The sequence below is a fragment of the Amycolatopsis sp. NPDC058340 genome, from assembly GCF_042723975.1.
In the GTDB taxonomy this organism is placed as follows: domain Bacteria; phylum Actinomycetota; class Actinomycetes; order Mycobacteriales; family Pseudonocardiaceae; genus Amycolatopsis.
Window position 1 is genome coordinate 8,100 of sequence record NZ_JBHXIB010000077.1, and the last position, 22,151, is coordinate 30,250.

Annotated in this window: 22 protein-coding genes; 14 read left to right on the forward strand and 8 right to left on the reverse strand. The window is 68.7% G+C overall.

Going from position 1 to position 22,151, the window contains the following annotated elements:
- The first annotated feature begins 515 nt into the window (after window positions 1–515).
- Window positions 516–2,660, forward strand: a complete 2,145-nt coding sequence (locus tag ACFWIW_RS40050; protein ID WP_378373264.1) for a tetratricopeptide repeat protein — start codon at window positions 516–518, stop codon at window positions 2,658–2,660.
- Here the strand turns inward: ACFWIW_RS40050 and ACFWIW_RS40055 are convergent.
- Both ACFWIW_RS40055 and ACFWIW_RS40060 read right to left on the reverse strand, forming a co-directional pair.
- Window positions 2,561–2,962 (reverse strand): hypothetical protein, encoded by a 402-nt coding sequence (locus ACFWIW_RS40055; protein WP_378373265.1) that lies wholly within the window; start codon window positions 2,960–2,962, stop codon window positions 2,561–2,563. The genes ACFWIW_RS40050 and ACFWIW_RS40055 overlap by 100 nt on opposite strands.
- On the reverse strand, window positions 2,959–4,161 hold the full coding sequence (locus ACFWIW_RS40060; protein ID WP_378373266.1) for a hypothetical protein: 1,203 nt from the start codon (window positions 4,159–4,161) through the stop codon (window positions 2,959–2,961). Before ACFWIW_RS40060 ends, ACFWIW_RS40055 begins: the two co-directional genes overlap by 4 nt.
- Before the next feature lie 271 nt (window positions 4,162–4,432).
- Between ACFWIW_RS40060 and ACFWIW_RS40065 the strand changes: the two genes are divergently transcribed.
- From ACFWIW_RS40065 to ACFWIW_RS40080, 4 genes are all read left to right on the forward strand, one after another.
- The gene (locus ACFWIW_RS40065) at window positions 4,433–7,456 is read left to right on the forward strand and encodes a BTAD domain-containing putative transcriptional regulator (protein ID WP_378373267.1); all 3,024 of its coding nucleotides are present in this window, start codon (window positions 4,433–4,435) and stop codon (window positions 7,454–7,456) included.
- 390 nt (window positions 7,457–7,846) lie between these two features.
- Window positions 7,847–8,170, forward strand: a complete 324-nt coding sequence (locus ACFWIW_RS40070; protein WP_378373268.1) for a hypothetical protein — start codon at window positions 7,847–7,849, stop codon at window positions 8,168–8,170.
- A gap of 60 nt (window positions 8,171–8,230) precedes the next feature.
- Window positions 8,231–8,977 (forward strand): nucleotidyltransferase domain-containing protein, encoded by a 747-nt coding sequence (locus ACFWIW_RS40075; RefSeq protein WP_378373269.1) that lies wholly within the window; start codon window positions 8,231–8,233, stop codon window positions 8,975–8,977.
- A gap of 82 nt (window positions 8,978–9,059) precedes the next feature.
- Window positions 9,060–9,185 carry a hypothetical protein gene (locus tag ACFWIW_RS40080; protein WP_007031507.1) on the forward strand — a complete coding sequence of 42 codons (126 nt, stop codon included), beginning with the start codon at window positions 9,060–9,062 and terminating at the stop codon, window positions 9,183–9,185.
- 158 nt (window positions 9,186–9,343) lie between these two features.
- On the opposite strand, the gene ACFWIW_RS40085 is transcribed toward ACFWIW_RS40080, so the two are convergent.
- Window positions 9,344–9,958 (reverse strand): HSP18 transcriptional regulator, encoded by a 615-nt coding sequence (locus ACFWIW_RS40085; protein ID WP_378373270.1) that lies wholly within the window; start codon window positions 9,956–9,958, stop codon window positions 9,344–9,346.
- Between the two features lie 107 nt (window positions 9,959–10,065).
- Here ACFWIW_RS40085 and ACFWIW_RS40090 point away from each other — a divergent pair, with 107 nt between their 5' ends.
- The 3 genes from ACFWIW_RS40090 (at window position 10,066) to ACFWIW_RS40100 (ending at window position 11,749) form a co-directional block, all read left to right on the forward strand.
- Window positions 10,066–10,509: an Hsp20/alpha crystallin family protein gene (locus ACFWIW_RS40090; RefSeq protein WP_378373271.1), complete on the forward strand. Its 444-nt coding sequence runs from the start codon at window positions 10,066–10,068 to the stop codon at window positions 10,507–10,509.
- Window positions 10,510–10,589: 80 nt separating this feature from the next.
- A complete protein-coding gene (locus tag ACFWIW_RS40095) occupies window positions 10,590–10,964 on the forward strand; it encodes a DUF6292 family protein (protein ID WP_378373272.1) in 375 nt (124 codons plus the stop codon).
- Window positions 10,965–11,017: 53 nt separating this feature from the next.
- Entirely contained in the window at window positions 11,018–11,749 is a 732-nt protein-coding gene (locus ACFWIW_RS40100; protein WP_378373273.1) for a decarboxylase, read from the forward strand.
- Here ACFWIW_RS40100 and ACFWIW_RS40105 read toward each other — a convergent pair.
- Window positions 11,739–12,524: a SigB/SigF/SigG family RNA polymerase sigma factor gene (locus tag ACFWIW_RS40105; protein ID WP_378373282.1), complete on the reverse strand. Its 786-nt coding sequence runs from the start codon at window positions 12,522–12,524 to the stop codon at window positions 11,739–11,741. The two genes, ACFWIW_RS40100 and ACFWIW_RS40105, sit on opposite strands and share 11 nt — an antisense overlap.
- Before the next feature lie 229 nt (window positions 12,525–12,753).
- Between ACFWIW_RS40105 and ACFWIW_RS40110 the strand changes: the two genes are divergently transcribed.
- Complete coding sequence (locus ACFWIW_RS40110; protein ID WP_378373274.1) at window positions 12,754–13,086, forward strand: plasmid stabilization protein; 333 nt, start codon at window positions 12,754–12,756, stop codon at window positions 13,084–13,086.
- An 11-nt stretch (window positions 13,087–13,097) separates the two neighbouring features.
- Complete coding sequence (locus ACFWIW_RS40115) at window positions 13,098–14,540, forward strand: aminotransferase class I/II-fold pyridoxal phosphate-dependent enzyme (protein ID WP_378373275.1); 1,443 nt, start codon at window positions 13,098–13,100, stop codon at window positions 14,538–14,540.
- Here ACFWIW_RS40115 and ACFWIW_RS40120 read toward each other — a convergent pair.
- Both ACFWIW_RS40120 and ACFWIW_RS40125 read right to left on the reverse strand, forming a co-directional pair.
- Window positions 14,537–14,881 carry an STAS domain-containing protein gene (locus ACFWIW_RS40120; RefSeq protein WP_378373276.1) on the reverse strand — a complete coding sequence of 115 codons (345 nt, stop codon included), beginning with the start codon at window positions 14,879–14,881 and terminating at the stop codon, window positions 14,537–14,539. The genes ACFWIW_RS40115 and ACFWIW_RS40120 overlap by 4 nt on opposite strands.
- A 52-nt stretch (window positions 14,882–14,933) precedes the next feature.
- On the reverse strand, window positions 14,934–15,485 hold the full coding sequence (locus ACFWIW_RS40125) for a hemerythrin domain-containing protein (RefSeq protein WP_378373277.1): 552 nt from the start codon (window positions 15,483–15,485) through the stop codon (window positions 14,934–14,936).
- Between the two features lie 89 nt (window positions 15,486–15,574).
- Between ACFWIW_RS40125 and ACFWIW_RS40130 the strand changes: the two genes are divergently transcribed.
- Entirely contained in the window at window positions 15,575–15,952 is a 378-nt protein-coding gene (locus ACFWIW_RS40130; protein WP_043849108.1) for a VOC family protein, read from the forward strand.
- Window positions 15,953–16,046: 94 nt separating this feature from the next.
- The gene (locus ACFWIW_RS40135) at window positions 16,047–16,832 is read left to right on the forward strand and encodes an ANTAR domain-containing protein (RefSeq protein WP_378373283.1); all 786 of its coding nucleotides are present in this window, start codon (window positions 16,047–16,049) and stop codon (window positions 16,830–16,832) included.
- A gap of 159 nt (window positions 16,833–16,991) precedes the next feature.
- Here ACFWIW_RS40135 and katG read toward each other — a convergent pair whose 3' ends face one another.
- A complete protein-coding gene (gene katG, locus ACFWIW_RS40140) occupies window positions 16,992–19,226 on the reverse strand; it encodes a catalase/peroxidase HPI (protein WP_378373278.1) in 2,235 nt (744 codons plus the stop codon).
- 24 nt (window positions 19,227–19,250) lie between these two features.
- A complete protein-coding gene (locus tag ACFWIW_RS40145) occupies window positions 19,251–19,676 on the reverse strand; it encodes a Fur family transcriptional regulator (RefSeq protein ID WP_378373279.1) in 426 nt (141 codons plus the stop codon).
- Between the two features lie 126 nt (window positions 19,677–19,802).
- Between ACFWIW_RS40145 and ACFWIW_RS40150 the strand changes: the two genes are divergently transcribed.
- Window positions 19,803–20,762, forward strand: coding sequence for a hypothetical protein (locus ACFWIW_RS40150; protein ID WP_378373280.1), 960 nt, complete (start codon window positions 19,803–19,805; stop codon window positions 20,760–20,762).
- A 70-nt stretch (window positions 20,763–20,832) separates the two neighbouring features.
- Window positions 20,833–22,116, forward strand: a complete 1,284-nt coding sequence (locus ACFWIW_RS40155) for an amidase family protein (RefSeq protein WP_378373281.1) — start codon at window positions 20,833–20,835, stop codon at window positions 22,114–22,116.
- The last annotated feature ends 35 nt before the right edge of the window (window positions 22,117–22,151 follow it).

Consider the following 22,151-nt stretch of genomic DNA (forward strand, 5'->3'; position numbering starts at 1 on the left):
GTGAGTGGCAATGAGCGTTCTAACGCTCATTGCCACTCACGACCCAACCGGAACCCGGACATCATGGCATGAACCGATCGCCCAATCGAGGCGAACTGTCCGTTGCGAGCACAGGACCAGTTGTCCGGCGTTCGCCGCCCAGCCCGTGATCACGAGAGACAGGACCGTCCACACCGGACCGACAGCCTGGCGGACGGCGCGGACGACGGCATTCCGAGTCCACTGTAGACAGATCGGGCGCCGGTGGCACGCCGAGTCTTCCCCGGGAGCGTGGTCATCGTCCGAGCACGGACATGGGCTCGCGCGCAAGTCACGGCGGCCGATGCGATTACGTACACCGTTCGAGTGGCATGGGGCCTGGTGCGCAATACCCATCGTGGTACTACCCGGTCGTGAGCTCGGCACGAGCCCGATCCGCGCCGATCAGTAGTCGACATCACACGTAGCTTCGCCATGAGGGCGGTACCACGGCGGGCCTCGGGTGACCAGACTCGGTACAGGGGGTGCTGCTCGGAATGGAATCAGGCGACAGACACGAAAACAGGATCACCGGCGACGTCTCCGGAACCTCGGTACAGGTCGGTGCCGTACACGGCGACGTCTTCCTCCAGCAGGAGGTGAAGCCCGTCGTCCCACGGCAGTTGCTTCCGGTGTCCTCGTCGTTCACCGACCGGGAACGGGAACTGACCACGCTGACCCGGTTGCTCGACGACGACCAGCGGCAGGGGCCGGCGCTGGCGGTGATCACCGGGTCCGGCGGAATGGGGAAGACGGCACTCGCGTCACGGTGGATCACGAAGCACATCGACCGTTTTCCCGATGGTCAGCTCTACGTGAACCTAGGGGCGTTCAGCGCCGACGAGCCGACGACTCCCGACGACGTCCTCGGCGGTTTCCTCCGCGCGCTCGGCGTGCCCGCCGGGCAGGTGCCCGCCGAGATCGCCGAGCAGGCGGCCATGTACCGGTCGGTCACCGCCGGGAAGAAGTTCGCCGTCCTCGCCGACGACGCGGACTCGGCCGCGCAGGTAAGACCGTTGCTGCCCGCCTCACCGGACAGCGTGGTCGTCGTCACCAGCCGGTGGCGGCTGGGCGCACTGGCCATGGACGGCGCGCGGGTACTCGTCGTCGACCCGCTCGACGAAGCCGCGGGGTTGAGACTGCTCGAAAGGACCGTCGGCACGCACCGCGTCACGACCGAGCCCGAACGCGCCAGAGAACTCGTCGCGCTCTGCGGTGGCATGCCGATCGCCCTGTGCGTGGCGGCCGCCCGGCTCTCGACCAGGCCCCAATGGCCGATCTCCCATCTGGTCGGCGCGCTCTCCGACGAAAGACGGCGGCTGGAAGCGCTCAGCATCGCCGACGAAGCCAGTGTTCAGGCGAGTTTCGACCTGTCCTTCGAAGAACTGGACGCGGAAACGGCGCGGGTCTACCGGTTGCTGGGTCTCCATCCCGGCCGCGAGTTCGGCGCCGGTCTCGCCGCGGCCGCGATCGACCGCACCGCGACCGAGACCGAGAACGCGTTGGATTCCCTTGTCGTTTCCAGCCTGCTGACCGACATCGGGCCCGACCGGTTCCAGTTCCACGATCTGGCCAGGGTACACGCGCGGCAACAGGCGGCCAGGACGGAAGAACCGTCGGCCCGGGCCGGCGCGCTGCGGAGAATGCTGAACTGGTACCTCGACAATGTCGCCGAAGCGGACCTCGTCATCATCCCGCACCGGCATCGGCTCAGCCCGCGCCGTGACCGCCCGCGCGAGCAGGCATCACGGTTCTCCGGCACCCGGGACGCCTTGGACTGGGTGGAAGGGGAACTCGCGAACGTCGTCGCTGCCATGCACGCGGCCGTCGACGAGGGCTGGTGGCAGGAAGTCTGGCAGTTCTGTGAAGGACTGTGGGGTTTCTTCCTCTACCGCAAGCACTACCGTCAATGGGAGAAGACGCACAAATGGGCCGTGACCGCCGCGCGGCGCTGCGCGGATCCCGCCGTGGAAGCGCGGATGCACATCCAGCTCGGTTACGCCTACCTCAACACCGAGAAATTCGAGGAAGCGCGGAGACAGTTCACGGCCTCGTTGGAGGTCTCACGCACGATCGAGGACCCGGCCGGCGAGGCGACCGCGTGGGAACACCTCGGCATCGTCGCGCAAAGCACCGGTGACCACCGGCACGCGCTGGAACATTTCACCCGCGCCCTGCGGCTCGCGGAGAAATCGGGGCAACGACGCGGCGTGGTACTGCAGCTGAGGCGGATCGGAGAGGCCAACGCGGCCTTGGGCCGGACTCAGGAGGCCATCGATCATCTGGAGCGCTCGGCCGCCGAAGCGCTGACGATCGGCGACGTCGTCCTCCACGCGCGGGCACAGACACGGCTCGGCGACGCCCACCTCACGCTGGGACGTCCAGGCGAAGCCTCCCGGCTGCTGGAAGAAGCGGTGACCACGTTGAACCGTGCCGGGGCCGATCCGTATCACGCCGAGGCGCTCGAAGTCCTGGCGGAAAGCAGGCTGCGCGAGGGCGAGACTCACGCAGCCCGCACTCATCTCCGGCAGGCGTTGAAGATCTACCGCGCGTCGAGGGATCTCAAGGCGCACCGCGTGGAGGCGCGGATCGCGGCTATCGCGGACGGCACCGAAAACCCCTCCGCCGCATCGCCGGAATAGCGGGACCAACCGTCGATCTCGTGCACTGCCTCGCGGGCAAGGCGAAGGTTCGTGGCCGTCCGATGCTCCCGGAACCGGATCACCCTCCCGGCGATGACCGCCAGCGCCCCGGGCAACGCGGCCAGAACCTCGCCCGCGTGCCGCCACGCGACGTCCGGAGTGGCGGTGCAGAGGACCAGATCGGCCCGGCGAACCCAGATCCCGGGAGTCCGGCCCGTCCAGGCCACGAGCACGTGGTCCGGCAGGCCGCACTCGTCGGTCCACCGCACCTCGACGAGGGCGCCGTACGCCTCTGCCCTCATGTCGATTCCCGGGTGAGCAGCGGCACCGGCGCGACGTGGACCGGACGGTCCGGCTCGGGCATCCCGAGTATCCGATAGATCTCCTGACGGAGCCGCGCCGCCGCCTCCCCCGGCATCGAGGTGATCCGCTTCTCGATGGCCGGAACGCGGCCGCGAGCGCCCCCGGCGACAAGCTCGTCCACCTGCCGCCGCAGGGATCCCGCGGGATCGAGCACCGGGGCGACCTTCCAGAGCCTGTCCGCGAGGCTTCCCTTCCGGACGTCGAGCACGGAGCCGGGATTGAGCAGGACCGGTTTCCCCAGGCCGGCTGCGTACTGCGTCACCGAGCCGTGATCCCCGATCACACAGTCCGACGCGACCAAAGCCGCGCGCCAACCCTCCTCGGGCGGCAAGAGCCGGATCCCCGCTTCGAGCGCGTCGGCGAGCCACGCGCGAACCTGACGGGTTCCGTGCGCCGACCAGGTCAGCGGATGCAGCGCCACCATCACGCGGTACTCGGGAGCGGGCAGCGCCGCGGCCAGCATGGCGATCAGGTCCAGATTCCCGCCGAACAGCGAGTGCGGCGACCAGGTCGAACTGACCATCACCAGTTTCTGGTGCGCTTCGACACCGGCCGCGTCCCGGTATCGCAGTCGCAGTGGCATGCTCGCCCGGATCCGGTCGTAGCAGACGTCGCCGGCGACGACGACACGTGAAGCCGCTTCGGGGAAGACCCGGCACATCCGCCTGGCGTCGTCCTCGTGCGCGAACACCATCGCCGCCGGGACCACCCTGCCGTCCCGGACGAGCAGATCCCTGGGCTGCCCCGCGACCTCCGTCCCGTGGGGGCTGACGCGCGACCGGACCCCACCGGTGCCGTGAGGCAGCACCATCACCGGCGCCTCCACCTCGTCGATGCCCACGTGGCTGGACGCGAGGGCCAGATCGAAACGCATTCGCGCGGCCTGGTGCCACGGCAGGACAAGGCCGCCCGAACGACGCAGGTACTCGTCGACACCGGGCCACGTATCGGGGCCATCCGGCGTGGAGAAGGCGATCTGGACCCGGGTGTCCGCCTCCAGGAGGGGCACCACGTCCGTCAGCCGGGTCCCCGCCGTCATATGCGGCACCACCGCGAGCACCCGGCGGCACCCCGTTCTGGTCAGCCATCGCTCGGCCGTCCTGCTTCCCGGCACGCGCGCCCAGGAGGTACCGGTCATCGCCGCCCCCGTCCCGAAACCGACGAAATCCGCAGTCGTTCCGTCATTCCCGCCTCCACTCGTTTCAGTGATTCATCGTCACTGCGGAAAAGCGTGACGGGCCGATCGTTCAGCGCCCTGTTCCGGGAATAACACTTCCCTTTCACGAGATGCCAGAGACATGACAGATGCCTGTCAGCCACCCTGTTGACCTGGCCAGATCCGGATCCAGCTGCGAAACTCGACCATGGGAGCGCAGTCACCTCGGTGACACCTTGGGAGGGGAGGCCCCGTGGAGCAGCTCATTTCGCTCGGTTTTCTCGGCCAGACAATCGTACGGATGCACGGTCATTTGACCGTGCAATGGGGAAGAGCGCAAGAACACGCCGTTCTCGCCGTCCTGCTCGCACAGGCGGGACGGCGCGTTCCCATCCAAACGCTCGTACGGCAGGCCTGGCCGGAGAACCGGATTCCGCGGAACCCCGCCGCGACACTGCATACCTACGCCAACCGGATACGCGCGACCTTGCGGCGCGGCGACACGAACGCGAGCCTCGACAACATCGGCGGCGGCTACCAGCTCAGTGTCGACCGTAAAACGATCGACTACTTCCGGCTCAGCGATCTGATCACTTCCGCGCATCAGGCGGCCCGCGAACACGATCACGAACGAATACGCACACTTCTCGAAGCCGCGCTCCCGCTGTGGCGAGACATTCCACTCGCCGAAGTGCACACGGAATGGGCGGAGAACTGGCGTAATTCCGTCATCTCCGATGAATGGATACCCGCCAACGGCCTGCTGATCGACGCGTACATCGGACTGGAGAAGTACGAACCGGCGCTCCGGCGGCTCAATGATCTCCACCGCGAGCACGGTTTCATCGTCGGTCTCGCCCGGCGACGGCTGACCCTCCTGCACAAACTCCGGCGGCACAACGACGCCAACGAGTACTATTTGGCGGCACGGCGGCAACTCCGGGCCGACGGCGACGACCGGGGCGCCGAAGAACTCCGCCGTTTCCAGGATTCCTTTCCCGAACCCGAGCCACCGTCGGCGGCGGACTGGCTTCCCCCGCCACGCCGTGAACCGAACGTTCCACTGCTGTTGCGCCGGCTTCCCCGCGACATCACCGATTTCACCGGCCGGGAAGCGATCCTGGCGTCGCTCGACGAGCACACCGGAGCACGCGAAGGGCCTCCCCACCCCGCGGTGATCGCGCTCGTCGGCGCGGCCGGAGTCGGCAAGACGGCCACCGCGCTGAGATGGACCCATCGCACGAGCGCCCGGCATGCCTTGGGCACCTTCTTCATCGACCTCCACGGCGATGGCACCGCTCCGCGCGTCGAGGTGCCGGAGGTGATCGACACCCTCCTTGACGCCTTGGGTTACCCAGTCAACTTCATCACCGGGCCGGCGGGCCGGGAGGCCAAGTTGCGATCGCTTCTCGCGGAGCGCCCAATGCTGATCATCCTGGACAACGCGGCGGACAGCGCGCATATTCGCCTTCTGCTCACCGCGCTGGCCGAATCCGTCGTCCTCATCACGTCCCGCCGCCGTCTCACCACGCTGTCAGTGCGGCATGACGTCCGTAACATCACCCTCAACAACTTGCCGTTGCCTGACTCCACTGAATTCCTGATACGGCGGATCGGTGCGCGGACATCGCGGGAACCTGAGGCCGTAGCGCAACTCGCGCGACTCGGAGACGGTCTCCCGCTCGCGCTCACCCTCATCGCCGAACGCGCCGCCAACCGGACTGGGACCACCTTGACGACCCTCGTCAGCCAGTTACGTGACCCCGACATCCTCCTCCACATCGGCGATGACGGCGACAGTACGGACGCGAGCCTCAGCTCAGCTTTTTCCTTGGCGTACCAGGCGCTCACTCCGGCCAACGCCCGAGTGTTCCGCATCCTGGGAATCCACCCCGAAACCGAGATCAGCGTCGAAGCCTTGAGCGCGATGGCCGCCACCACCCGCCTGGACACCCAGCGCGCCTTGGACGCCCTGGTTTCGGCACATCTCGCCGTGCAGCCCGGCGACAGCGATCGCTATCGGGTCCACGATCTCCTTCACCGGTACGCTGCCGTCCTCGTCCGGGGCGACCGCGAATTCGCGGCGGCGCAGCGGCGCATGTTCTCCTATTACCTCCACAGCGCGGATGCGGCGCGGCGAGCCGCTTTCCCCCACCGGCAAGGCCCGCCATTGCCCCCCGTCGAACCGGGTTGCGTACCCCACCGTTTCGACGACGCGACCGAGGCATTCGGCTGGAGTCTGCTCGAAAGATCCAATCTGCTGTCCGCGATCTTCTGCGCGGCACGGGAGAATCTCCACGGTTACGCCTGGCAACTGCCGCATTGCCTGATCGACGCTCTGAAGCGTTACGGACTGTACGAAGATTGCATCAGTGCGATGTCCGTGGCCATTTCGTCCGCGGCGGCGGACGGGAACGTCCATGCGGAGGCGTCCTCCCTCAACGACCTTGGCGAGATCCACCTGATCACAGGGGCCGACGATCTCGCGAACCGCTACCTGAACCGGGCTCTCGACCTCGTCCGACGGCACGATATCCCCGTGGGCGAGGTGACCGTGATGTTGAACATGGCCCGCCGCCACCAGTACGGCGGACGGCTTCCCGAAGCGGTCGCCATGTATCGAGAGTGCTTGCGGCTCGCGGAGTCCATCGGAGATCAGGAGCGTCGCGCCGTGGCCGCTCACCGGCTCGGCGACGCCCTGACAGATCTCGATCTTCACCACGAGGCGCTGCCGCACTACCGGCTCGCGCTCGAACTGCGCCGGCAGGCGAACGACGCGGCAGGCACCGTGGCCAGCCATACCGCGCTTGTCGACCTGTTCACGACGCTCGGGGAACTGGATGCCGCGGAATCACATCGGCGCCCCGCCTACGACCTCCTCGACGAGGTCCGGGGCTTGACCGCCGCGATGCGGCTTTACACCGTGACAAGCGAACTCGAGCATGCCCGAGGTGAAGACCGGAACGCCCTGCGCCACGCACAGCACGCCGTCGAACTGGCCGAACGTGCGAAACACGTCAATGGTCGCGCGCGGGCGTTGGCGGCGCTCGGTCAGGTCCTGGCCGACCGCGGGAACCGCGCGGCCGCACGAAACGCCTGGCGCCAGGCCGCGGAGCTGTACCGGGTCAAGGGGCGGGATCGAAAAGCCGCGAAACTCGAAGGCTTGCTAGCCGAGATAGCCGGGCCGGATCCGATCGTGCCGCTCGCGAGGTCAGGCCACGAGGACACCGTCGCGTGCCCTGCTCCTCCTCGCCCGATCGGTAGGCGTCTTCACTGAAGAGTGATAATTTGCGTCGCAGCACGTGTCCGACTACTGATCATTAACCAGATCCGCATGTCGAACGGGCGTAACCCGAATGGCCGAACAACTCTGAGTAGAAGCTGGGTATTGCGAACGGGCAAGATCATCTCTACGATCCGTCTCGAAATCGACGGGGTCGACCGAACCGCCCCGATATCTTCGCATTACCTAGGAGAACGTTGCCCATCCTCACGATTCTTGATGCACTTCCCGATGTCCCCACGCTTTTCGCGGTCATCGCGAGCTGGTGGAACTGCTGACGCATCCCGGGTCGCCCGGACTTCGGTCCGGGCACCGTCAACCCCGCGGGGGTACCGGTATCGTGAGGACGGCCGTGTCCGACCGGATCCAACGGGGAGCCATCCGATGCCAGAACCGGTCCTCATCTCTCTCGCCGCCGCCCTCGCCGCTCGCTCCGTGACCGGTTTGTACAAGCTGGTGAAGGAAAAGTTCGCCGGAGACCCGGAAGCCGCGGCGGTACTCGAAGCCGCGGAAGGTGCCGCGGAGGATTCCCCCGAGGTCCAGGAGCTGGCGACTCGCCTGTCCGCGGCCGAGGACGAAGACCCTGGATTCGCCGAGCGGCTTCGCCGTGAATGGGACCGGTCCGGCGGCGTGGTGAACACGATTTCCGGCACGGTGTCGGGGAAGGTCGTCCAGACCCGCGACGTGCACGGGAACATCTCGCTCTGATTCACCGACGCGCAAAACCCGTCGCTTCCACGCGGGGCAAGGCTTTACGATCTTCGCGCGATGAACGATGACACTTTCCTTGCCCACGTGGCCGACGGCCTCGCCGCCCTGCCCGCCGTGCACGCCGTCACCCTCGGCGGATCCCGCGCCCAGGACACCCACGGTCCCGGCAGCGACTGGGATTTCGCCGTCTACTACCGCGGCGGCTTCGACCCGGCCGACCTTCGCGCCGCAGGCTGGGACGGCGAAGTCTCCGAGATCGGCGCCTGGGGCGGCGGCGTGTTCAACGGCGGCGCCTGGCTCACGATCGACGGCAGACAGGTCGACGTCCACTACCGCGACCTCGACGCCGTCGAACACCATCTCGCCGAAGCACGGCAAGGCCGGTTCCATTGGGAGCCGCTGATGTTCCATCTCGCGGGCGTCCCGAGCTACCTGCCCGTCGCGGAACTCGCGGTCAACCGCGTGCTGCGCGGCGACCTGCCACGACCGGACTACCCGGAAGCGTTGCGGGAGACGGCTCCGGGGATGTGGCGGGGCCGCGCCGAGCTGACGCTGCGGTACACCCGCGGCGCCTTCGTCCCGCGCGGGCAGGCCACGGAGGTCGCGGGCGCGCTGGCCACCGCCGCCATGGAGACGGCGCACGCGGTCCTCGCGGCCCGAGGCGAGTGGGTCACCAACGAGAAACGGCTGCTGCGGCGCGCGGGCTTGCGCGAGATGGACACGATCCTCACCGGTTTGCGCGCGGATCCCGGTGTCCTCGCGAAGGCGGTGGACGACGCGGAGACGCTGTTCCGGACGGTCTGATCCGTGTGGCGCGGGTCACGGAATGACCGGCGATCTTCAGCGCTACAGAGAGATGAGACCAGTTCCGTACCGAGGGAGAGACATGTCCGCCACCGCCACGCCGGAAGAGACCGCCCTGGCCGTCCCCGCGCTCGACGATTTCGACTTCCCGCTCACCGACGGCGCCGCTTGCCGCATCGACGACCCGGACTGCGAAGCCTGCCAGTAGCGCACCGGTCGTGAGGGCCTCCTTCCCTACCCTGAAGGTAGCGAAGGAGGCCCTCACCACCTCGCCGATGCTTCTCCCCGGTCGGACGCGTCGCGAAAAGCCACTTTCGCGACGTCTGATGTCCCGAAAGTGGCTTTCGCGACACTGTCGCCGCCGCGTCACCGTGAGGATTGGCGATCCCGCCGGTCGTCGACGGCGTCCCGTCGGACCTGCTCGGTGTGCATGCCGATCTCCCCGAGCCGTTCGGCGAAGCCGGTGTGCTCGCGGGGCAGGCGGGCGCGCAGGTCGGCCAGCGGGGCGAGGAGACCGGTGACGTCGTCCTCGCCGAGCACGGCGCTCAGCCGGTCCGCGCTTTCCCTCGCCTCCGCGTCCAGCCCGGGCAGCGCGCCGGCCTGTCCGGCGAGTTGCCGCAGGATCGCCGAATTGCGCCGGGCCCACTCGGCGACCGCGCGATCACCCGCCCGCCGGTCACGTTCCGCGTCGACCCTGGCCTCGCCCGTGCGCTCACCGGTGACGGACGGCCGCAACCGCAGGAACCGCCGCTCCGCCGCCTGACGGCTCGCGACCCCCAGCGCCGGGGCGAGCGCGGTCCAGCTGGTCCCGCCCGCGCGAGCCGCCGCGATCAGCTCCGGCTCCCAGGCGGCCAGTTGTTCACGGACCTCCCTCAGTGCCGCCAAGGCCGCCAGCAGCCGCTCCGGTTCCGTGACGCCGGAGCGTGCCTCTGCCACCACGTCGCGCACCGCGCGCACGGTCCGGGAGGGGTCTTCGTCCATCATCTGTCATCCCATCGACGACTCGGTGGTTGTCATCGTTTCGATGACATGTTAGAACAGTAGTGCGTGTTGACACCAGAGAAGACGACTCCAGGAGGTGGAATCCGATGTTGATGCGCACCGACCCGTTCCGCGAGTTCGACCGGCTGACCCAGCAGATGTTCGGCACCGCTAGCCCGGGGACCTGGTCCAAACCGGCCACCATGCCGATGGACGCCTACCGCGACGGCGACGAGTTCGTCGTCTGCTTCGACCTTCCCGGCGTGGCCGCGGACGCCATCGAGCTGGACGTCGAACGCAACGTCCTGACGGTCAAGGCGGAGCGGCGGCCCGCGCCCGGCAAGGACGTCCAGATGCAAGTCTCCGAACGCCCGCTCGGCGTCTTCTCCCGGCAGCTGTTCCTCGGCGACGCCCTCGACACCGACCGCATCGCGGCCGGATACGAAGCCGGCGTGCTGACCCTGCGCATCCCCATCGCCGAGAAGGCCAAGCCGCGGCGTATCGAAATCTCCGGCGCCACCTCGTCCGACCGCAAGGAGATCCAGGCCTGAGTGTCGTGTCCGGTGCGGGGCCGCCCGGGTCCCGCACCGGACACGACCGGGGAAGGAAGGGGAAATCCTCGTTGCTCACCATGCCTGTCAGCCACCCGCACACCCGCGACGCCGTGTGGGGCTATCTCGGCGAGATCACCGAGGCACTCGGCGTCGGCCTCGAGTCCTGCACCGTCGACCTCGACAACCCGGTCTCGGCGTATGTCGCGCTCGACGAGCGGCTCGCCACCCATCCAGAACGCGACGTCGCCCTGCTGTGGGACGAAGTCCACGGCTGGGCCGTGGCGATCGAGACCCATTCCGGCGAGGACCTCATCGTCCTCCGCTACCTGGGCGGGAAGTCCGCCACGCCACGGCCCGCCGAGGTCGTGCGTTTCGTCGAGGCCGTCCGCGAGGACGACCATCGCGTCGGGCAGCTCACCCCGCCGGATTTCCGCGTCCCGCCCGCCGGGTGATCGCGGCTCGCGTCGGGTACCTCCCAAGGGCGACGAACCCGGAGGAGTGAACCGTGATCGGCCTGCTGTACCCGACGCGAGACTGCGGCGAGGACGATTTCCTCGCGTGCGCGCGAAAACTGGATCCGGATCTCACCGTGGACTTCGCCTACGTCCCGTGGGGCGAGCACATCGGCCGGGTCGACGACCTCGATCCTGCCGAGAAGCACGAAGCCGTCCGCGAACTCGGGGCGCCGGAGAGGCTCGCGGCCGCCGCGCGGTTCGCCACGGCGCCGGACGTCGCGAGCTGGGCCTGCTCCAGCTGCAGTTTCACGCGCGGCCTCTCCGGCGCGCGCGAACAGGCGAGCGTGCTCAGCGAACGGCTCGGCGTTCCCGCGCGAAGTACTTCCTTGGCGTATCTCACCGCGCTGGCCCACCTAGGGGCCGGGCGAGTGGCGCTCGCGTCGGTCTATCACCGCGACACGACCGCGAGTTTCGCCGATTTCCTCGCCGAGGCCGGAATCGACACCGTTCATTCGGTTTCCGCCGACGCGCCTTCGGATCGGGCGCTCGCCGCCTGGGACGGCCACCGGATCACCGAACTGGCGACCGCGGCCGACCACGACGACGCCGAGGCCGTCCTGATCCCCGAAACCGCGCTGCACACGACACCACTGCTCGAAGACCTCGAAACCGGCCTCGGCAAACCCGTGCTGACGGCCACCGCGGTCACCCTTTGGGACGCGCTGCACGCGCTGGGCACCCCGCCGGTACGGCAGGGGCTCGGCAGGCTGTTCAGTCGCTGAGCCTGCCGCGCAGATCCTGCAGGATCTTCGTGAGCAGACGGGAAACGTGCATCTGGGAGATACCGACGCGTTCGGCGATCTGGGATTGGGTCATCCCGCCGAAGAACCGCATCGTGACGATGGCCCGTTCCCGTTCCGGCAGCCGCCGCAGCAGCGGGACCACGGTGTGCCGGTCCTCGATGTGCTCGAACCGGGAATCCAGTTCCCCCATCACATCGGACAGGGGAAGCGAGCCCTCGCCGTCGTTGACCGGCCGGTCGAGAGACGAGGTCTGGTAGCTGTTCGCGGCGAGCAGGCCCTCGCGGACGGTGTCGGCGTCCACGTCGAGACGCGCGGCGAGTTCGGAGGGGGTCGGCGCGCGGCCGAGGGTCTGGGTCAGTTCCGTGGTCGCCCGCGAAAGCCGGGTGCGCAGTTCCTGCATCCCGCGCGGGACGTGCACCGCCCAGCCGGTGTCGCGGAAGAACCGCCGCACCTCCCCCATGACCGTCGGCACCGCGTAGGCAAGGAAATCCCCGCCCTGCGCGGGATCGAACCGGTCGACGGCCTTCATCAGGCCGATCCGCGCCACCTGGATCAGGTCTTCCCTCGGCTGGCCGCGTCCGCTGAACCGGACGGCGATGTGCTCGGCGATCGGCAGCAGTTCGAGGATCAGGCGTTCCCGCAGGCGCCGCCGGTCCGGGTGGCCGCCGGGCAACGCGGCCAGCTCGTCGAACAAGGGGCGGCAATGCGCGTAGTCGTCCTTCCGCCGTGTTCGGCGGTCCCGAGGGGCGGGCATCCTCGGCTCCCCTGAGACGTGCCGGTCGACGTCCTCCATGAGGAGCGGCGCGCTCATCGAAGCAACCTCCGTCCCTTGTGGACTGAATGGGTCCGTTCGTCATCCGGCTGGTACCCGGCGGCCGGCCGGCGCAAACATCGGCCAGGCGGCCGCGCCGACCTGGACGGGTGATCTTTGGATTCACCGGCGGCCCGAACGGGTATCCGCAGGTCACGACGAAGGAGGACCCGTGCCTGAACAGAGCTGGAGCGGCAAACGCGAACGTCAGTACGAGCACATCAAGTCGTCGCAGAAGAAACGCGGCGCGAGCACCGGCCGCGCCGAGGAGATCGCGGCACGCACGGTCAACAAGAACCGCGCGCAGTCGGGTGAATCGAAGACGGCGAGCAAGAGTTCGACCAAGGACACCTCCCCGCAGAAACGCGGCGGGCAGCGGTCCGGCAACCGGAAGGGTCCCGGCGGGCCGACCAAGGACCAGCTTTACAACGAGGCCAAGAAACGCAACATCAAAGGCCGTTCCAGCATGACCAAGAAGGAACTGCAGAACGCCCTCGGCCGCTGATCGGAGGCAGGATGGACCACTCGCGCGCACCGGTGCTGGAAGCCATCGAGGCCTACCGCCGAGCGGGCGGGCTGGCCTTCACCCCGCCAGGCCACAAACAGGGCCGCGGCGCGGATCCACGGGTGCTGGACCTGCTGGGTCACGACGCGTTCGCGTCGGATCTGCTGACCCTCAACGGTTTGGACGACCGCCGGATGTCGCGTGGCGTGCTCGGCCGGGCGCAGGAGCTGATGGCCGACGCGGTGGACGCGGAGCACACTTTCTTCTCCACCTGCGGGAGTTCGCTTTCGGTCAAGAGCGCCATGCTCGCCGTCGCCGGCCCCGGCGAACGGCTTCTGGTGTCCCGCAACGCCCACAAATCCGTCGTCGCCGGTCTGGTGATCAGCGGCGTGCATCCGGTCTGGGTGCGCCCCCGGTACGACGAGGAGCACCATCTCGCGCATCCTCCCGGCCCGGAAGAGACCGAGGCGGCACTGGCGGAAGCCCCCGACGTCAAAGGCATGTTGCTGATCACTCCGACCGACTACGGCACCTGCGCCGACATCAGGGGCGTCGCCCGTGCCTTGCACGCCGCGGACAAGCCGCTGATCGTCGACGAGGCGTGGGGCGCGCACTACCCGTTCCACGACGACCTGCCGACCTGGGCGATGGACGGGGAAGCCGATCTGTGTGTCACGAGCACGCACAAGATGGGCGGCGGGCTGGAGCAGGCCTCGGTGTTCCACCTGCGGGGTGACCGTGTTTCCCCGGATCTGCTGAAGGCGAGGGAGGATCTGCTTGGCACGACGAGCACTTCCGCGCTGCTGTATGCCTCCCTCGACGGCTGGCGCAGGCAGATGGTCGAGCACGGCGGAGAACTGTTGGGCAAGGCGCTGACGCTGGCCGCCCGGGCACGCGAGGAGATCGAGGGCATCTCCGGTCTGCACGCGATGGCGGAGGAGTTCCATCCGCTCGCGTTCGAACACGACCCCCTCAAGATCGTGATCGACGTCGCCGGGAAGGGCATCACCGGGTACCAGGCGGCCGACCAGCTCGCCGAACGTCATCTGCACACGGGCTTGTCCGATCACCGGCGGATCGCGGTGCAGATCACCCACGCCGATGACGAACACACCCTTTCCGCCCTGCTGCACGGTTTGCGAGGGCTGACGGACCACGACTTCGAGCGGCGGCCGCCGGTCGACCTGCCCTCCGGCGCGGATCTGGAACTGGAAATGCGGATGCTGCCCCGCGACGCGTTCTTCGCCGAGGCCGAGCATGTGCCGCTGGACAAGGCCGAGGGACGGGTCAGCGCGGAGATGGTCAGCCCTTATCCGCCTGGGGTTCCGGCGATCGCCCCGGGTGAGGTGTTCACCGACGCGATCATCGATTATCTCCGCACCGGCGTCCGGGCGGGCATGTTCATCTACGACGCCGCGGATCCCGAGCTGGGCACCGTCCGCGTGGTCGCTTAGCGGCCCGCCAACTTCAGCGTCGGCGAAAGCCCGGTGAGCTCGATGGCCCGGCGCAAGACCTTGGAGGGCGCGAAACTCAGGTCGATCCCGTACTCCTGGCAGTGCCGGTTCAGCTGCACCAGCACGGAAAGCCCCGACGAATCGCAGAAGCCGACACCGGTCATGTCGATCACCGCGGTGCCGGGGCCGTGCGCCAGCAACTCGAACAGCTCGGCCCGGAGCCGGGGGCTGGTCGAAACGTCGATGTCACCCGCCACCTCGACGGTGATCGCTTCTTCGGAGCGAGCCGCCTCGGCCACGACGAGGGGAGCGGCCTGCCCTGCTTCGGAGTCGATCGCCATCCATCGACGGTAGAAGGGTGCGGTCCGGTCCGCAACCGTCGCACCCGGACGGTCAGGACGACTTGGCCACCTCACGCGCGATCTCGTCCTTGCCCATCTTCGACGCACCCGTCACGCCCGCGTTGCGCGCCTGGGTCAGCAACTCCCGTTTGGTGGCCTCACCGGGGCGGTCGCCGAGATGCGAAGTCCGGCTGCTCACGAAGGCCTCCCCCAGCTCGCGCCGCCGCGCTTCGTTCAGCTCGCGCCGCATCTTCGGCAGGACGGTGGATTCCTCTTCCTTCACGTGATGCGTGACGGCCTCGACGAGGTCGGAGAGCACCTTCTCGAACTGCTTCGATTCGGGCTCGGTCTCGTTCAGCTTCGCGAGCAGCTGCTCGGCTTCGGCGTGTTCCTTCTGGCCATGCGCGACGTCTTCGGCCTCGTCGGCCTCGCCCTTGGCCGCCGGGTACACCTCGGCCTCCTCGGCGCGGCTGTGCGCGGTGAGCAGCGACGAGAGCACCGGGACGAGCAGCGGCCGTTTCTCCGGATGCCGTTCGAGTTCGCGGAACAGCCGCTCCACCTCGCGATGGTCCTGCATGATCAAGTCCACGACGTCACCGGCCACGGCCGCCTCCTCGGTTCGGGATCAACTCGACGCCCCCGGGTACCCGATCCGCGCGGATCCATGCCCCCGGATCGGGTTATCCTCGCCGCATGGCCTGCCGTATCACCGAACTCATCCTCGACTGCGCCGATCCGGTCCGGATGGCGGCTTTCTGGTGCGAAGTGCTCGGGTACGTCGAGATCGGCAAAGACGGCGAAGACATCGAGATCGGCCCGCCCGGCGTGGGCTTCGGCGGCCCGCAGCCCACGTTGATCCTGAGCCGCAGCGACGATCCGAAACCGGGCAAACTCCCGCTGCACATCGACGTGAACCCCACCGACCGCGACCAGGACGCGGAACTGGAGCGCTTGCTCGCCGCCGGGGCACGGCCCGCCGACGTCGGCCAGACGGGGGAAGAGTCGTGGCACGTGCTCGCCGACCCCGAAGGCAACGTGTTCTGCCTTCTCCGCAAGCGGGTCGACCCGTAGGACCGTCCACATAGGACGTTCCGGCCGCCGGTTGGCCGACCGCGCCACCGGGTATCCGGCGAAGGACACCGAACTCGACGGGGGTGGTCAGCCGATGGCGGACGAAGGACTGTGGCAACGCGACAAGGACGAGTTCGGCACCGGCGAGTACACCTCGGCCGGCCCGCTGGCAGGTCAGTTCGTCGAACTCACGCGCCTGCTGCTGGCCGCCTCGACGCCGGCTCAGGTCCTCGAACAGGTCGTCGCGGCCGCGTACCGGGTGGTCCCGGGCGCGGATCTGGTCTCGGTCACCCTCCGTGCCCCGGACGGGACCTTCCACACCCCGGTTTCGACCGGCGAGGTGGCGCTGGAACTCGACAAGGTGCAGTATCGCGCCGGAACGGGGCCCTGCGTCGATGCGGCCGACAGCGGAAGCCCCGGCTACATCCGCAGTGAGGATCTCGCCGCGGAGAAGAGGTGGCCGGATTTCTCCGCGGCGGCCGTGCGGCACGGGTACACCGCGATCCTGTCCACCGTGCTGCTGCCCTACGCGAGCCCGCCGAGGGTGCCCGGTGCGCTGAACATCTACAGCCACCGCCCCGGCGCCCTCGACTCGCAGGCCCAGGACACCGCGCTCCTGCTGGCCACCCACGGCTCACTCGCGCTGGCGAGCACCACCGCCGTGAGCCGGGCGGAACTGGAGTCGAGCCATCTCCGGCGGGCCGTCGAATCGCGCGACGTCATCGGGCAGGCGAAAGGGATCCTCATGCAACGCCGCGGCCTGACCGCCGACGAGGCGTTCGACCTGCTGCGCCGGACATCTCAGGATCTCAACGTCAAACTCGCCGAAGTCGCCCGGACATTGGCCACCCGGCATTCGGAGCTCGACGACACCCCTTGAGGCAAGTGAAAGGTCGCCCGAGCGGTCCCCTCGACGATGGAGGATTCGGGACACTCAACGTCCCAAATCCTCCATCGTCGGCACTCCGGCGCGGCTCCACGCGGCGAACTTCGCCGAGTCCCTGCCGAAGTGCCGGGTCGCGTCCGGGGGCGAACCGCGTCAGTCGAGGTCGAACCGGTCCAGTTCCATGACCTTGGTCCACGCCTTGGCGAAGTCCGCGGCGAACCGCTCCCGCGCGGCCTGCCCCGCGTAGACCTCGGAGAGTGCCCTCAGCTGGGAGTTGGAGCCGAAGACGAGGTCGACCGCGGTGGCCGTCCACTTCACCGCGTCCGTGGCGGCGTCGCGGATCTCGTAGACGTTCTCCTCCGACTCCGACACCTTCCACCGGGTGCCCGGTGAGAGGAGGTTGGTGAAGAAGTCGTTGGTGAGCACGCCGGGCCGGTCGGTGAGGACGCCGTGCCGGGTGTCGGGGGCGGTGATCCCGAGCGACCGCAGGCCGCCGACGAGGACGGTCATCTCGGGCGCGGTCAGGTCGAGCATGTAGGCGCGCTCGACGAGCAGGACCTCCGGCTGCAGTTTCTCTTCGGGACGCAGGTGGTTGCGGAATCCGTCGGCACGCGGTTCGAGCAGCGCGAACGACTCGACGTCGGTGTCCTCCTGGGTGGCGTCGGTGCGGCCGGGGTGGAACGCCACGGTCACCTCGGTGCCGGCGTCGCGCGCGGCCTTCTCGACGGCGGCCGTGCCCGCCAGCACGATCAGGTCGGCCAGCGAGATCTTGGCGCCACCGGCGTCGTTGAACTCGCGCCGGATGCCTTCCAGGGTCTCCAGCACACTCGCGAGCCGCTCCGGCTGGTTGACCTCCCAGTCACGCTGGGGCGCCAGACGGATCCGGGCACCGTTGGCGCCACCGCGCTTGTCGGTGGACCGGAAGCTCGCCGCGGACGCCCACGCGGTGCCGGCCAGCTGCGCGACCGTGAGCCCGGACTCGAGCACCTTCGACTTGAGGGCGGCGATGTCGGCGTCCCCCACGAGCTCGTGATCGACGTCCGGCACCGGGTCCTGCCACAGCTGCGGTTCGGGCACCCACGGCCCGAGGAAGCGGCTGACCGGGCCCATGTCGCGGTGCAGCAGCTTGTACCAGGCCTTGGCGAACGCGAGCGCGAAGTCGTCCGGGTTCTCCAGGAAGCGGCGCGAGATCTTCTCGTAGGCCGGGTCGACGCGCAGCGCCAGATCCGTGGTGAGCATGGTCGGCTTGTGCTTCTTGGCCGGGTCGTGGGCGTCCGGGATGATCGCCTCGGCGTCCTTGGCGACGTACTGCTTGGCGCCGCCGGGGCTCGTGGTGAGCTCCCATTCGTAGCCGAAGAGGATCTCGAAGAACCGGTTGCTCCACTGCGTCGGCTTGTCGGTCCACGTCACCTCCAGGCCGCTGGTGATCGCGTCGGCGCCCTTGCCGCTGCCGTGGGTGCTCAGCCAGCCGAGGCCCTGCGTTTCGAGCGGGGCGGCTTCGGGCTCCGGGCCGACATGGTCGTCGGCGATGCCCGCGCCGTGGGTCTTGCCGAAGGTGTGGCCGCCGGCGATGAGCGCGACGGTCTCCTCGTCGTTCATCGCCATCCGGGCGAAGGTCTCCCGGATGAAATGCGCCGCCGCGGCCGGGTCCGCGTTGCCGCGGGGTCCCTCGGGATTGACGTAGATGAGGCCCATCTCGGTCGCGCCGACGTCGGGGACCATCTCGGTGTCGCTCGCGTAGCGCTCGTCACCCAGCCAGGTGTCTTCCGGACCCCAGAAGATCTCCTCGGGCTCCCAGGTGTCCACGCGGCCGAAACCGAAGCCGAACGTCTTGAACCCCATCGACTCCAGCGCGACGTTCCCGGCGAGCACGAGCAGGTCGGCCCACGAGATCCGCTGGCCGTACTTCTCCTTGACCGGCCACAGAAGCCGCCGCGCCTTGTCGAGGTTGGCGTTGTCGGGCCAGCTGTTGAGCGGGGCGAACCGCTGCCCGCCGTCACCGGCCCCGCCGCGGCCGTCGTGGATGCGGTAGGTGCCCGCGGCGTGCCAGCTCATCCGGATCATCAGGCCGCCGTAGTGGCCGAAGTCGGCGGGCCACCAGTCCTGCGAGGTGGTGAGCACCTCCACGATGTCGCGTTTGAGGGCCTCGACGTCGAGCTTCGCGAACTCCTTGGCGTAGCTGAAGTCCGGGCCGAGAGGATTGGCCTTCGACGAGTGGACGTGCAGCACCGAAAGGTCGAGCTGGTTGGGCCACCAGTCCTTGTTGGTGCGCGGGCGGCCGCCCGACTTCGGCGTCGGCGAGTCGATCGCCGGGTTCTCGCTCTCACTTCCGTGCGCGGTCACGGAGTCGTGGGCCACCGGGCAGCCCTTCTCCGGGTTGTCACTCATTTCTTTCCTTCCGGGCAGGCGAATTCATCGCTGGACAGGTTCGGCCGCGCAGCCGGGGCACAGGCCCCAGTAGACGACCTCCGCCTCGTCGATCACGAACCCGTGATCGCCCGAAGCGGTGAGACAAGGGGCATGGCCGACGGCGCAGTCGACGTCCGCGATCGCACCGCAGGAACGGCACACGACATGGTGATGGTTGTCCCCCACCCGGGTTTCGTAACGGGCGAGTGTGCCGGCGGGCTGGATACGCCGGATCAGACCGGTTTCGGTGAGTGCCCGCAGCACGTCGTACACCGCCTGGTGGGAGACCGTGGGAAGGTCGGCCCGCACCAGCGCTATCACCGTTTCGGTGTCGACGTGCGGATGATCGCGCAGCGCCGCGAGCACGGCCAGCCGAGGCCGCGTCACGCGCAACGAAACCGCTCGCAGCTGTGCCTCGAAGTCGGACATCACCAAGGACCATAAGAGCGTCTTTGGAACGGGTCAAATCAAGAACCCCGCGGAGTGACGGCCGGTTTCGACCGGGGCGGCTCCGGGTAGCCGGTGACCGAGCCATGACTTGCGTGAGGTGAGTTCATGACAACTGCAGGAAAAGGCGACCCGCCGGACCGCATCGGCACCACCGACGTCGAATGTCTCGAAAACGCGGTCGATGTCCTGCGCGCACTGGACTACCGGCAGGGCGGCGCTTTTTCCCACGACGCGGTGCGGGTCGTGAAGTCGGTCAGCCTCATGCTCAATTGGGGCGCGGTACCCGGCGGGCTCCGGTCACGGCTGCTGACCGTGCTCGCCGATCTGCACAATCTGCTTGGCTGGACGGAATTCGACATCGGCCGCCGCGTTCCGGCGCGGCTGCGGTTCGACCGCGCGCTCGGTCTCGCCGCCGCGGCGGGCAACGACAATCTCATGGCCAACATCTGTTACCGCCTCGGCAGGCTGGCGCTGCACCATGACGACGTCGAGGGCGGGTTGAACCATCTCCGCCAGGGTCAAGCCGCCGCCCAGCGGTCCGGTTCCCTGCGGGCACAGGCGATCCTGACCGTCAACGAAGCGTGGGCACTGGCCAAGGCGGGCGAAGAACGTGCCGCTCTCGCGACCCTGGCGCGGGCGGAGAGCCGGTTCGAGAGCGCGGACACCTGGGCGGCGGCCAGACCATGGGAAGCCTTCTTCGGCACCACGGACATGGCCGCGATGCGCGGGACCGTCCTGACCGAATTGGCCAGGACGGTCGCCGCCCGGCACAGCGAAGAGGCGATCGCGCGGCTGCGTGACGCCGTCGGCGGCTACGGCGCCGAAATGTCCCGCAGCCTCGCGCTCACTTTGATCATGCTCGCGCAGAACCACGCGATCCAGGGCGATTTCGACGAAGCCGTCCGCACCGGAACCGAGGCGGTGGATCTCGCACGCGGCCTCGGCTCCACCCGCACCAAGGACCGGCTCGCGCCGCTGGCGGCCCTTCTGCGCGGACACGCCGATCCGGCGGCCCGCGACCTGCTCGCCCGGATCGACGGCTATCGCGCCGAACCGGATCCCTGACCGGCGACCGCCCAAAATGGACGATGAAACGACGGTCCTCATCGGCGATCACGGTCGCTAAGCTGGCGCCGTGAGCGAACCCTGGGGCGTCGCGGAAAGCCGCGCGCGAGCGGAAGAACTACGGCATCTCAACGCGATCGGCCATCTGGCGCCGCACGATCACACGGCCGCGCCTGCCGGCCCGCTCGGCGGGATCCCGTTGGTGGTCAAGGACAACATCCACGTCGCGGGGATGCCGAGCACCGCGGGCACCCCGGCACTGGCCGAGCACGTTCCGCGCGAGCACGCGACCGTGGTCCGGCGCCTCGTCGACGCGGGCGCCGTCGTGATCGGCAAGGCGGCCATGCACGAACTCGCGTTCGGCATCACCTGCGACACGACCCCGCTCGGCCCGGTGCGCAACGCCTGTGACCCGTCCCGGTTCGCCGGGGGCAGCAGCGGCGGGACCGCGGTCGCCGTCGCGGCGGGCATCGTGCCCGCCGGTTTGGGCACCGACACCGGTGGTTCGGCCCGCGTCCCCGCCGCGCTCAACGGGGTTTGCGGTTTCCGGCCGACCACGGGCCGGTACCCGTCCGACGGGATGACACCGTTGAGCAGAACGCGGGACACGGCCGGGCCGATCGCCCGCACGGTCGCCGATCTCGCGCTCCTCGACGCGGTCCTCGCGGCGGAAACGCCGTCGCCCCTGATCGAGAGCCCGCCGATCCGGCTGGGCGTGCCGCACGGGTTCCTGACCGGCGACCTGTCCGAGGACGTCGAAGAACTCTGGGCGGCCGCGCTCGCCCGCCTGGACGCGGCAGGCGTCACCCTGGTGCCGCTCGACGACACACCTCTCGCCGAACTCGTCGCCGACCAGGGAATGCCGCTGGTGATCCACGAAGCGGGCACCGGGCTCCGGTCCTACCTCGCCGAGTACGTACCCGAGGTCTCGTTCGAGCGGCTCGTTCGCGAGATCGCCGCGCCCGACGTCCGGGCGATCTTCGCCGAGTCGGTCGTGCCGGGCGTCGAGCCCGCCGTCTACGAGGCGGCCCTCGCGACCCGATCCGCCTTGCGCCGCGCCTACGCGAAGATCTTCGAGGAGAACCGCATCGACGCCCTGGCCTTCCCCACCACCCCCGCTACGGCCCGGGATTTCTCGGCCGCCGGGAGCTTCGTTCACCGCGGACGCGAGGTCCCGACCTTCCCCACCTTCATCCGCAACTGCCAGCCCGGCAGTATCGCGGGATTCCCGGGCCTGACCGTCCCGATGGGGCGCGCACGCGACGGCCTCCCCGCCGGGCTGGCACTCGACGGCCCGGCAGGCGAAGACCGGAAACTGCTGGCCGTGGGGGCTTTCGTCGAACGGGCCCTGTAGATGTCCGTGAAGGCCTCCTTGAGGGACCCTGGGTC